The following is a 12,085-nucleotide window of genomic DNA, read 5'->3' as shown; positions in this document are numbered from 1 at the left end:
CAATCAAAAACATGTAAAAAAAATAAAAGAACCAAAGAACTCTAAAATAAAAACCAAAACCAAATTAACTTAAAAATAGAAGAAACAAGAAAAATTACGAAAAAATGGATTTATTGACAAACCCCTTTGAATTAGAAAAATCTTTTACTATGATAACATTACCCATTTAATTTAAATTATATAAACTGATTTAATGAGTATTATATCTATTTTTATGGAATTAGTTTTGCAATGTTTTTAACAAGTTTATGATAAACATATTGCTAAGATTCCACAATCCTTGTTTTTATGGAATTAACTTTGCAATGTGATGGTGTGTGTGGAGGATGTCCTCCATAGGGGCCACAATCCTTGTTTTTATGGAATTAACTTTGCAATAGGAATGTCAGTTAAAACCAAATCCCAACCTATTCCTGCCACAATCCTTGTTTTTATGGAATTAACTTTGCAATCGAATTAGGAACAGATATTAACAGTCAATGGATTTTGCCACAATCCTTGTTTTTATGGAATTAACTTTGCAATAACAATTCTAGTTTAGGGTTCATTATCGGTTTATTAGCCACAATCCTTGTTTTTATGGAATTAACTTTGCAATTTGGGTTTGAGTTAGTTATTCTATATCGTCTTCTAGGCCACAATCCTTGTTTTTATGGAATTAACTTTGCAATAAAGAGAATTTGAAAATTTTATTATCTTATTCATCACCACAATCCTTGTTTTTATGGAATTAACTTTGCAATCTCAAAACCCTCAAAAAAGCTATTAAAAGACTTTAACCACAATCCTTGTTTTTATGGAATTAACTTTGCAATATAGCAATATATATATACAACAAAAACCTATTTATTGCCACAATCCTTGTTTTTATGGAATTAACTTTGCAATTAAATTAACCAATCTTATATATTCTTCACTATAAAGCCACAATCCTTGTTTTTATGGAATTAACTTTGCAATAGTTGGTGAAAAAAACGAATAATAAGGAATTTAAGGGCCACAATCCTTGTTTTTATGGAATTAACTTTGCAATCCTGGAGGAACAGAAGAATAGAAGAGAAGAAAGGGGGCTACAATCCTTGTTTTTATGGAATTAACTTTGCAATCTCTTTAGCCGAATACGGTATTACATGCGCTGATAAGGCTACAATCCTTGTTTTTATGGAATTAACTTTGCAATAAAAATTTCTGCAGTTGACCATCTGAGACTGGACATGCTACAATCCTTGTTTTTATGGAATTAACTTTGCAATTTTAAATGGGGTTTATTTTTCTCGCCTGTCGCCTCAGCTACAATCCTTGTTTTTATGGAATTAACTTTGCAATCCCCGCGTAGTTGGTGAAAAAATGAATAGCAAGGAGCTACAATCCTTGTTTTTATGGAATTAACTTTGCAATAATAGTAGGAAAATTAAGCGAGGAAGAAGTCGCCAAGCTACAATCCTTGTTTTTATGGAATTAACTTTGCAATTTTAAAACCAAATGGTTATGACTATTAGCAAAAAATGCTACAATCCTTGTTTTTATGGAATTAACTTTGCAATCGGTTGACTCCTAGGGAAACTTGGAGGTTGATGGGGCTACAATCCTTGTTTTTATGGAATTAACTTTGCAATTCGAATTCATTAAAAAATGAATCAAATAATAAAGTGCTACAATCCTTGTTTTTATGGAATTAACTTTGCAATTTATCTATCGCTAATTCAGCAATTCTAGCTTCATCAGCTACAATCCTTGTTTTTATGGAATTAACTTTGCAATAGCGTCGAAAATCCTATCATTTCAGACAATAGCTACCACAAATCTCTGTGATTTTAGACTTTCATGTGCAAATAAAAAAAAGTAAAAGTCTATATAAAGATATGCACGCGTACTATAAATAAGTTTCTAATTAAAATTTTATTAAAAAATAGCTAAAAAATAAAATCAACAACAAATTTTACCTAAAACAAGTAATATAATTCCAAAGTATATACAATTAATTAATTAAAAAAGAATTATTAAAAATAAATTTTAGGTAAAAATTAACAAAATTTTATTGTTAAGTAAATATTTTGAGGTTTACGCAATTTTACCATCTTAGATAAAACGTCTTATACTGTTTATTGTAAAGTAAAAATTCCACAATATGTTGTGATTCAATAGCTATAAAATTAGAATAGTTATTTTTATATCCTTCAAATGTAATTTCATTGTTAAGTTTATCAAGAACTGTTTTAATCAGTAATTTTCTACATGGTTCTTTGATAAAAATTTTACCTTCTTTCACTCCAAAATCATCTTTTTTAATTTGACCTAAGTTAATTAATTTTAAAACTGATTTGTCAACTATTTGTTGTCTAAATTCTTCCATTAAATCAAAAACTAAACTTGTTCTACCATACCTATCTGCATGTAGAAATCCTTGATAAGGATCAAGCCCTGAAATATGTAATGCTTTTAATATTTCACTAGCTAGTATTGCATAAGAATAGTTAAGCATTGCATTTACAATATCTGGTGCTCCTTTACCACTTCTTTTTAAAAAATCATATTCATCATTAATAACATATCGAAAAGCTTCCCAGTATTCATGTGAAGCCACTCCTTCTATACCAAAAATTTCAGATCTTATTTTTTCAGAAGGTTTATTTTCAATTTTTAAAAGAGCATTTAAAAGATTATCTAATTTTTCTCTCTTTTCGATTAAATAATCTATTCCCCCTCTAGATTTAGATAATGTGCCTATTGTAGCTTTTTGATTTTTAATTTTTGATTCTATGAATTTTTTTGCTAAATATCCACTTCTCAAATCATTTAAAGATAAATATTGTTGTTTTCTAATTTGAACATTGTTATGTTCTTTAGAAGCTAATCTGTATTGAATATTCCCTTTCCAATCAACTGCTATTAAATCTACATTATTTTTAGCTAAAAGTGCTATTGCATCAAATGTTATAGCTCCTTTTCCCAGAATTATGATTTGTTTTAGTTCACTAGCGAGAAAATAATCTATTTCACTTCCATTTTCTTTTACAATAATTTGATTGTCTCTTCTTGAAACAGATTTTCCAAATCCATCAATGATTAATCTCATAGAAATCTGTATTTTAAATCACTTTCAGGAATTTCAACTTCCCCATCAAGTAAAATAGAACTTTTACAATTTCCACATAATGGAAATAGCACAATACTATCTTTCGGAGATGATAAATATTCTTCAAATTCACTAGCTAAATCTAATCGATCTTTTGGGAGCATATAACCTATAAAAACTGATTTTTGAAGTCGTTTTAATCCAAAATATTGTAATCGTTTAATGAAATGTAATCTAGTTGTATTATCAGATATATCATAACTTACAATAGTTAACATTACTCATCATTTTCAATTTGTTTTACACAACCAAATCCATGACTAACTCCTTTTCCAAGCCCAAAATAATCCGGAATATTATAATGAACTTTAAATTCACCAACAAATGCATTCATTACCACAGATTTGTATTTAACTTGTTTTATGTCAAAGTGAGTTTTTGCATATAGTCTCTTATTAACAATTATTCCCAACCCTTTTGACATTGAAAGTAAATTTCCAACAAGTATTTTATTTAATAATTCTTTTTTATCCTTCCATTCAGTTAAATTAGAATATTTTTGGTAATTTACCTGATTTAAACCTAACCATGGAGTTATAAATTTATAATGTTTTTCTTCTGAAGAAGGCTTAATATCCACTTCTTTTTCTTGAAGAGTTTTTTCTATAATTTTATATCTCCCATTTAAATCCAATTCATTAATTTGAGATGAAATATCTTTAATTAAATCAGCACCATCATCAACACCCAAAATTATTGCATCTCCATCAATAACTTTATACTGAACTAAAGGATAAGTTAATAAATGTTTATCATTAGAATAATGATTATGTAAAAGAGAATACTCTTTAAATTCATTTCCAATGTATCCTCTTAGTTTATTTGCACCTGACCTAATTTTATGATCTGTTTTTAAAGTTAATGTTGCAATATCGTATTTCATATTAATCAGTTGAAAATTTTGGGAATTTGGACATTTCCATATATTTTTCTAATTCTGGAAAAGCTTTTTTAGCATATTTAAAAACTTGATTGTATAAATTGTCTGCAGTTTTTTTATTTATTGTTTTTAAACCATGCGCTAAAATAGAAGCATTTCTTGAATCTAAATTTTTTCCAATATCTTCATCTTCTAAGTATTCCTTAGCAAAAGAAGAACCTAAACAGTCCAATATACGATAACTACTTTTAAGTCCAACTTTAAAAGTCTTATCTTTAGAGCTTTGTGAATTTTTATACTCATGGATGTTAAATAGTTTCCCAAAATTAACATTAGGTACAGAATTTAACTCTCTACGATCTATTTTAAACTGTTTATTTGATTCTAAAACATGAACATTAATAATTTTTTTATCTGTTAATTTAACTTGAGCTATAAGTTCAATTGATCTGTATAATCTAGCAACTGCATCATCATATTTACCTTCCTCAATTCTTCTTAGAGAATTATTTAATAAATCAGGCAAATAGTAAGGGGCATCAGAAGGTTTAATCTTACCTCTTTTTGAAATTTTTAATTTTAAAAATTCTATATTATTTTTAATCTGAGAAATAAAACTATGGTTTAAATTATTCTTAAGATTTAAAGAATTACAAATATCATTCAAAATCAAAGATAATTCATTATTCAATGTCTTATGCTCATCAGTTAAATTATCGAATTTATCCCATTTATCATAAATATGAACAATTCTAATATAAAGCTTTGCTATTTCCCTTAAATTATTAGATTCTAATTTTTTACTTGCTTCAATGAAATTTGTTTTAGCTGCTGAAAATTGATATTTATCAAAAAATTCCATGCCCTTTTCAAATTCCATTACTGCATAAACATCATAAGGGTCTTTTTGTTCTTTTATCTTTTCAAATCCTGATTTAACAATACCTAAACCTTTTTTATCCCTTGCTTTTTCATCAATTGAACCAACATAGGTATATGTACATTTTTCTCCAATAGCTGCAAGAACTAATCCTGAAACCAATGGTTTTGTACCTCCAGTAAAATCAATATGAACTTGAGAATAGTTCTTTTGTAATTCTTTAATAATTTCTCGAGATTTTGCAAAGGATTCATCTAAACTTTCATGGTTTTTAACCATTTTTAAGGAATATTTATCTTCAGGAATACTTAATTCATTTACAATATCTTCAGCTATCCCCTTTGAGTTATAAGAACATAAAAAGTATATAAAATCTGGTTCATATTCTTTGATACAATAAATAAGAGGTTCAGGAGAACCTCCACAACTTAAAATTAATGCTCTATCATCCATATTATTCCTCAAAAGTTAATTGAACCCAACCTAATGGTTTTCCTCCTTTCGATATTACTTTTCTAGATTTTGGATATTCAAAATTATAACTATTTCCACTAGTCGCAACCCTTACTCTTTCAAAGTAGTCTTCAAATTTGTATTCATCATATTCTTTGATTTTAAGAGCAATTGTTGTAGCTAAAAATCCAGAACCTGCACCAATCTTTAAAAGAGGAGTATCAATTGTGTTTTTATCTTTAATACTCTTATAGAATTTTTCTAAATAATTGATTCTATATTTTTTAGAAAATTCTAATTCATAATCAATATAAGCTTTAGAAAACTTATAAATTGATTTTTTAATATGAGAAATATCTAAAAACTTATTTTTTCCTCTAAGATTTAGATGTGCATAAGTTTCATCATTAAAGTTTGTTGTTAATGTTGTTTCGAGTTTTTTATTAGGAGGAATGGTTTCTAAAAAACTTCTAACAATTGTTCCTCGCTTATATAATTGATTTTGACCTCTTTCATTTGCCATTACAGAAACAACATCATAAACAGCTGGGACTTTAGCAGTATTTGAATCTGCAATTTGCATAAACTTCATTATACTTCCTTGAGCTTTATTTCTAAGTGTATCTGATGAAAAAATATCATTAATAAATCTTTCATAATCCCATCTATTAACTCGCCCCCTGTTAATAACATCCCTAACAATTTTTGGAACATCGTTTCTGGAAATTGAATTATAAAGTAGTGCACTCTTAATGGCTCCTTTAAGAGACGATCCTGGAATATACAATTCATTTAATGTTTTAATATTCTCTTCAATTTCTTGACTTGGTTTAATTTCTTCTTTACACCTATCATAAGATAAATAAAGTTTAAAATCATTAGATATTTTATCATCAAAAGATTTTAAAGAAAAATTCTGATTAGATAAATTACTAATTAAATCATCCTTTTTATCATCATCTAAAGATAAAAAATATTTTGATAAGTTTATTCTTTTAAATATCGGAATTGAACCATTTTTTCCTTTTGCTTTTCCTGAAACATACTCTGCAGCAGTATAGCTTTCACCAGAACCAATATGAACTGGAGATAATGTTTTTATATCAATTTTATATTTTTTAATATCACTCATTATACTCCCTCATTATATTTTAGTGCAAATGCATACCCATATTCAATAGCTGATGCGATTTTACCAGAATCCACAATTTGACCATAGATTTCTTTTGAGTTTCTAAAGGTAGAACCTTCTTTGAAAAATCTAACTTGTTTTCTGATTTCTCCAGATTTATCCCTACCTCTTTTTGAGCCTATTTCATAATTAGCATCGGCAATTATTTTTCCTAAATCATCACCCGTTGGAATGAATCTTGATAAGGTTATAAATTTATCACCAGTATTTCCATGTAAATTATTTAAAGCTATATCTTCAAGTTCATAATCAAATTGGCCTTTTCCAGTTGAAATATCTTTTCCAAATCCACGGTCTTTTAGAAATTTAATAGCTGATTTTATAATATTATCGTATTCATCATTTAAAATTTCAACAAAGAAAAACAAAGCTAAATTACCAAATTCAAGACCTTCACTATAAAATATAGCTTCAGTTTCATTAGTTAAACGATTAACACTATTATTAGGTAAAATATTTTTTTTAGATATAATTTCCATATCATAATCTTTTTTCATTAATAAATTACCAAGCTTATGATAATTATCAAAATTATTTAAAATATCAACTTCAGATAACTTCCCATTAATAATGTCCAAAAATATTTCCTCTTCTAGGTAATCTACTTTTTTATACTCCTTAATTAGATTAACATTCTTAACTTCGCCAAAATCTGTATTTAATATAATTTTTGGTAAAAATCTTTTTTTATCACCATTAATATCTATAAATGGAAATGTTGATGAAATTAAAAATGGAGGATTAGAATTTTTAAATTCGCTTATCATTTCATCAATTTTATCTGGAAATAATTCATTAATAGCTGAGGTTAAAGCACCAAATAATGTATCTGAATGTAGTTTAGGAAACATAGATAACGGTTTAATATAAACCAACATTATTTTGCCCCCTTAATTTCTAACTGCTTCAATAGCTTCTTTTATTGTACTATTTTCAATAATAACATCTTCTTTGCTATCTTCTACATAATATTCAACATTTCTTTTAGAAATACTAATATTTTCAAATACTACTTGACCAAATCCTCGACTTCCAGATCCTCCAAGATAATTATCTTCAAGTAATTTAATTGCTTCTAAAAGTTTAATAATATTTACATCATCATCTTCGTACTTTGAGAAAATTATTTCAAAAGAAAATCTAGAGTTTTTAGGTACTCTTTCAATATTTCTTGGGTTTGCAGATGAATCTATTCTATTAATAGTGTTTTCATATTTTAATTCTGTACCGTTTAATAAATCTTGAGATTCTCTCCATAATTCTAATGTTTCCTCGGTTGGATATGAATCACGGACAATTGTTCTTGTAGGGAATTTTAACTCAGTGTTACCTTGTTCTGCAGATACTCCAAATAATTTAGAAGCAATACAAGTTTTATCAGTTGCAACTTTTCCTCTGTTTCTAATAACACTTTCTGCAGATTTTTTATCACTTAACTCTAAAAGAGATCTGAGTTTACCTTTAAGAGAAGAACCTGGAATATATGGAAGACCAGAAACACTATCTCTAATTACAGGATTATCAGACCCCCCAATATCAATATTATCACTTGAACCACCAATGTGAAGACCTGTTTTACATAAAATAGTTCCACCAATTACATAATTTTCTATAAACATTCTTAATCTCCTCCTAAAAACTTATGATAAGCTACAATAGCTTCAAAAAATTCAACGAAAATTTTAAAATTTTCTAATTTATCTTCATCGCTTCCAACATTAACTTTATTCATAGCTGCAACAATTACATTGTAAAATGGTTTTTTAATAGTATTTCTCCCAACACCAACAGCCATTCTTGGTTTAAGTAAGTAAAATTCTGGTTCAATTTTTTCCCAAGACTCTTCACTTTCCATCTTTCGAATAGCACCAAAAAACTTTCTTAATTGATTTGTTTTAATATTTTCATTTTTTGAATATTTAGCAATTTTATATGCAAAACCGTTTTTATCATCAACTAATTTTTTCATTTCAATATCTTTTAATTGATTAAAAGATCCTATTTGACTAATAACCTCTTTTATTTCCATATCTGAATTATTATTCCTATTATTTCTATTATTTCTACCATTAGGCATTTTATCACCTTAATCTCAAACTAGACCATGAAACTGGAAGTTTAATCCATGGCATGTATTTAATTCCTTTTTTAGCTAAATCATCACGAATATCTTTATCATTAATTAATCTTAATTTATACATCAACAATGGAACAAAAGCTTTCGTGGATTTTTTTTCAAAAATATTATTATTCCATGATTTTTCATCATAAATAGACAATTGTTTAACCTTAGATTTTGAATTCCATATTTTTAGAAGTGAATAAATAAATCCCTTTGATATGAATTTTTTATTATATAAATCTTCCAAATAATTACCAAATTCAAATAATTCATCAAATCCTTTATAATTATCTTTTGATTTCCAAGATAAAATCTCTCCAAATACTGTTAATTTATCTCTCCCACAATCTTTTGATTTTTCTAGTTCATCATCAGCCATAATAGCTGCTTTTCCGATTGGGAATTTTGGAGAAACAATTGTAATTCCTCCTGAGATATTTATAGATTCGTTATTTGCAGCCCAAGTTTTAAAGTTATCTCTAAATTCTTGTGCAAATTGAATAATATCATCATAAGGTCCCACTACTAATAAATCATCTCCTCCAGAGTAATTAATATGAATTGTTGATGAACCTAATTTTTCAAATTCATCTGGTAAAAGTCCAATTGGCCTATAAAGTGTCTCAACACTTTCATCATCGAATTTTATTTCAATCTTTCTAAATAACTCATCATGCCCATGAGTATCAGTATAGAATTTAAATCCAGATAAAATTTGGTTTATCCGACCTGAAAAGAATAAATCCATATAAAAACTAAGCGAAGAAATTCTGGAAATACTTGCTCCACCTTCGCCTAAATGATTAAAACCTTGTGAGAATATCCTACCAAGGTTATCCACATCCATTTTTAAAACACCAAGTTTATTTGCCCCTTTTGAAAGTTGAGCCAGGTGGTTGAAGTATAATGGTTTTCCTTTAATATTTGGAACATTGTTTGCAAATACCTTAAAATCAAATGAAACATTTTTATTAGAAATATCATCCTTAATATCCAAGAAATTAGTGTCATTTAACTTAGAAATTGTAAAATCAATATCATAATATTTATCAACAAGCTTAATTACATCAGTTTTGTTTCTTTTAAATAAATATCCTATGTTTAAAAAGTCTATATAAAAATCTGATTCTGGAATTTCCTCATTAGAAACATATTTAATTAAATATTTTGCATTTGCAACAGATTTACCTAAATCCTCATGACTATGACATTCACTGCAGAAATCATCCCTAGGAGCTTCATTTCCACAAACTGCACAAACCTCATAATTAACTTCATCTTCTATTTTAAAAATGTTTGCTAAATGATTATGGAATTTATGTTTTTTATTTTCATTTAAAAGAGCTGTAAGTTTAGATAACACCTTAGAAAAGTTTCCCAAATCGTCTCCACAAACGGGTGTTGAAACCAAAGCTAAGTATAATTCTGCATTAAATTTCTTAATAAAAAATTCATTGATTTTAAAGTCGATTTCACGAATAATTTCATCTGTTTTCTTAGTGTTTGGAGCAATGATTGTAAATCGTCCACCACCACAGAATAAAATATTAGTTGAATCAAGATTTAAATCAAGAACTATCTTATTTGCAATAGCTTCACAAAGCAATGTTAAGTAAAGTGATCTTCCTCTTAAACGTTTACTCATACCACTTGGAGCATCTTCAGGCGAATTGACCCTATAAATAAAGTTTTGAATTCCCGAAATATCACCATTAATTATTTTATATACTTTCTGATTATTTTTTTGATGCAGTTTTTCTTCTTTTGAAAATAAATATCTGCAATTTGCAATAGCAGTGGTTGTTTTTAAGTGATCATAAAGAGAAATATCACTTTCAGAAGTATAAACTGCTGCAGGAATAGTTGATGTGTACTTTCTCAAAACAGCTAAAACACTTTCAAAATCTTCACTATTTAATGTTTCAAATTCCTTTTTAAATTTATTCCAAAGATTCTTATATTCAGGAACTAAATTCCAACCCTCCTTAACATTCCTATCTCTAGGATTAAGAGAATTACTAAAATTAAGTTCAATTAAAGGTACATATTTTTCATCACAAATTTTATCATTTAGAGAAATTCTTGAAAAAATAGATGTTAGTGGCGTAAGTAACACATCGGACTTGTCTACAGATTCTATTCTTTCTTTAGATGAATGATGGTCGGCTTTTTGAAGCATTTGACAAAGTTCTTTAAAATCAGAAGCAGAAGGATTATGGTGATAAAGTGCTAAATTTTCAACTAAATCGTCAAAGTTGGAATTTAAAAAATCCGCCGACCATTTAGAATGAGCACCAGTTTTACCAAAATCAGCATCTTTGTACTTATCATCATACATATGACCACCCTTCCCTAAATTATCGGCACGCTGGTAAAACTTACCAATGTCATGAAAAAGACTTGCAAATTTTAAAATTTGATAATCATCCATTAAAGGTTACCTCCATTATATTAATATTATTAAATTGTGTATTATTAATATTTAAATCTACCTAAATGGAACTGTCAATTTGTTATGTCTTGATTTCGGTTTTCGATCCAACCATTTTTTCTTGACATAATATAAGCAAACATACCTTCAGGAGTTCTATAAATTTTTTTTGAGTGTTTATCTAATGTATTGCCCAAATAATTTTCTATTTTATTATTAATTCCTTCTAATTTTCCTTTAAAAGGATTTTCTAAGAATTTTAGAAATTTTCTATATTGTGAGAAAAAGTTTTTATTCAAATATTCAGATAAAAGTTTAGGAAAACCTTTTAATTCATTTTTTAATAAATCAATATAAACTAATTGCTTTTTTAAAAGTTTGTTGGTTAAATAATTCAAGATATTTACTGTTTTATTAATTTTAGATTGCATGGCTTCTAAAATATTTTTATATAATGAATCACCAAAAAATATGTAATTTTTATAATGAATTCATAAAGAAGATATTATAATGATAATAACTCATTAAAATCATTTTTAAGATTTCTTATATGATTTCCACCCCATGTTGGAGGTAATCTTTTTGCTTTATTATAGTATTATTTTGAAAAATTGCAATATTTATAATAATTTAGAGAATTCTGATTGACATTTTCTTTTTACAGTCATGGCATTCATATCTTTTTATTTTTACCTTAACAGCCAAACCAGATTCTAAGTACAAAATTCTCCAATTAAAATCTTTTTTAAGGGGTTTGTCAATAAATCCATTTTTTCGTAATTTTTCTTGTTTCTTCTATTTTTAAGTTAATTTGGTTTTGGTTTTTATTTTAGAGTTCTTTGGTTCTTTTATTTTTTTTACATATTTTTGATTGTTTTCAATCGTAATTTTTATTAAATTTGAATTTCAAAAATTAAATTGAACTTCCATTCTTTGGATTTCTATGTTTCATTCAAAAATGGTCGTTTATGATACGGCGTACAGTCTATCT

At 26.9% G+C, this 12,085-nt stretch carries 10 protein-coding genes and 1 CRISPR repeat array; all 10 genes read right to left on the bottom strand.

Features of this window, described 5'->3' with window-relative positions:
* Window positions 1-270: 270 nt before the first annotated feature.
* Window positions 271-1,761: a CRISPR direct-repeat array (repeat unit 37 nt; unit sequence GCTACAATCCTTGTTTTTATGGAATTAACTTTGCAAT).
* Between the two features lie 310 nt (window positions 1,762-2,071).
* The 10 genes from cas1 to MBORA_RS06505 all read right to left on the bottom strand — a co-directional run bounded on the left by cas1 (window position 2,072) and on the right by MBORA_RS06505 (window position 11,525).
* Window positions 2,072-3,076 carry a CRISPR-associated endonuclease Cas1 gene (gene cas1, locus MBORA_RS06550; RefSeq protein ID WP_042694871.1) on the bottom strand — a complete coding sequence of 335 codons (1,005 nt, stop codon included), beginning with the start codon at window positions 3,074-3,076 and terminating at the stop codon, window positions 2,072-2,074.
* Entirely contained in the window at window positions 3,073-3,354 is a 282-nt protein-coding gene (cas2, locus tag MBORA_RS06545; RefSeq protein WP_042694872.1) for a CRISPR-associated endonuclease Cas2, read from the bottom strand. The genes cas1 and cas2 overlap by 4 nt, the downstream gene beginning before the upstream one ends.
* The gene (locus MBORA_RS06540; RefSeq protein WP_042694873.1) at window positions 3,354-4,019 is read right to left on the bottom strand and encodes a CRISPR-associated endonuclease Cas6; all 666 of its coding nucleotides are present in this window, start codon (window positions 4,017-4,019) and stop codon (window positions 3,354-3,356) included. Before MBORA_RS06540 ends, cas2 begins: the two co-directional genes overlap by 1 nt.
* Before the next feature lies 1 nt (window position 4,020).
* Window positions 4,021-5,349 carry a TIGR02710 family CRISPR-associated CARF protein gene (locus MBORA_RS06535; protein ID WP_042694874.1) on the bottom strand — a complete coding sequence of 443 codons (1,329 nt, stop codon included), beginning with the start codon at window positions 5,347-5,349 and terminating at the stop codon, window positions 4,021-4,023.
* Window position 5,350: 1 nt separating this feature from the next.
* Window positions 5,351-6,481 (bottom strand): type III-A CRISPR-associated RAMP protein Csm5, encoded by a 1,131-nt coding sequence (gene csm5 / locus MBORA_RS06530; protein ID WP_063720414.1) that lies wholly within the window; start codon window positions 6,479-6,481, stop codon window positions 5,351-5,353.
* Window positions 6,481-7,419, bottom strand: a complete 939-nt coding sequence (gene csm4 / locus MBORA_RS06525) for a type III-A CRISPR-associated RAMP protein Csm4 (RefSeq protein WP_063720413.1) — start codon at window positions 7,417-7,419, stop codon at window positions 6,481-6,483. Before csm4 ends, csm5 begins: the two co-directional genes overlap by 1 nt.
* 12 nt (window positions 7,420-7,431) lie before the next feature.
* The gene (gene csm3 / locus MBORA_RS06520) at window positions 7,432-8,160 is read right to left on the bottom strand and encodes a type III-A CRISPR-associated RAMP protein Csm3 (RefSeq protein ID WP_042694876.1); all 729 of its coding nucleotides are present in this window, start codon (window positions 8,158-8,160) and stop codon (window positions 7,432-7,434) included.
* A 2-nt stretch (window positions 8,161-8,162) separates the two neighbouring features.
* Window positions 8,163-8,618, bottom strand: a complete 456-nt coding sequence (gene csm2 / locus MBORA_RS06515; RefSeq protein WP_042694878.1) for a type III-A CRISPR-associated protein Csm2 — start codon at window positions 8,616-8,618, stop codon at window positions 8,163-8,165.
* A gap of 4 nt (window positions 8,619-8,622) precedes the next feature.
* A complete protein-coding gene (gene cas10 / locus MBORA_RS06510) occupies window positions 8,623-11,094 on the bottom strand; it encodes a type III-A CRISPR-associated protein Cas10/Csm1 (protein WP_082853395.1) in 2,472 nt (823 codons plus the stop codon).
* A 74-nt stretch (window positions 11,095-11,168) separates the two neighbouring features.
* Complete coding sequence (locus MBORA_RS06505) at window positions 11,169-11,525, bottom strand: hypothetical protein (protein ID WP_063720412.1); 357 nt, start codon at window positions 11,523-11,525, stop codon at window positions 11,169-11,171.
* Window positions 11,526-12,085: the final 560 nt, after the last annotated feature.

The sequence above is a fragment of the Methanobrevibacter oralis genome (assembly GCF_001639275.1).
In the GTDB taxonomy this organism is placed as follows: Archaea; Methanobacteriota; Methanobacteria; order Methanobacteriales; family Methanobacteriaceae; genus Methanocatella; species Methanocatella oralis.
The sequence above is the reverse complement of the archived record's forward strand: the minus strand, read 5'-3'. Positions and strand labels throughout refer to the sequence as shown.

Bases quoted from the DNA above. Each gene is read 5' to 3' on its own strand.
- MBORA_RS06540 (WP_042694873.1), bottom strand. From the start codon at position 4,019: ATGAAATACGATATTGCAACATTAACTTTAAAAACAGATCATAAAATT.
- csm2 (WP_042694878.1), bottom strand. From the start codon at position 8,618: ATGCCTAATGGTAGAAATAATAGAAATAATAGGAATAATAATTCAGAT.
- csm4 (WP_063720413.1), bottom strand. From the start codon at position 7,419: ATGTTGGTTTATATTAAACCGTTATCTATGTTTCCTAAACTACATTCA.
- csm3 (WP_042694876.1), bottom strand. From the start codon at position 8,160: ATGTTTATAGAAAATTATGTAATTGGTGGAACTATTTTATGTAAAACA.
- MBORA_RS06535 (WP_042694874.1), bottom strand. From the start codon at position 5,349: ATGGATGATAGAGCATTAATTTTAAGTTGTGGAGGTTCTCCTGAACCT.
- MBORA_RS06505 (WP_063720412.1), bottom strand. From the start codon at position 11,525: ATGCAATCTAAAATTAATAAAACAGTAAATATCTTGAATTATTTAACC.
- cas1 (WP_042694871.1), bottom strand. From the start codon at position 3,076: ATGAGATTAATCATTGATGGATTTGGAAAATCTGTTTCAAGAAGAGAC.
- cas10 (WP_082853395.1), bottom strand. From the start codon at position 11,094: ATGGATGATTATCAAATTTTAAAATTTGCAAGTCTTTTTCATGACATT.
- csm5 (WP_063720414.1), bottom strand. From the start codon at position 6,481: ATGAGTGATATTAAAAAATATAAAATTGATATAAAAACATTATCTCCA.
- cas2 (WP_042694872.1), bottom strand. From the start codon at position 3,354: ATGTTAACTATTGTAAGTTATGATATATCTGATAATACAACTAGATTA.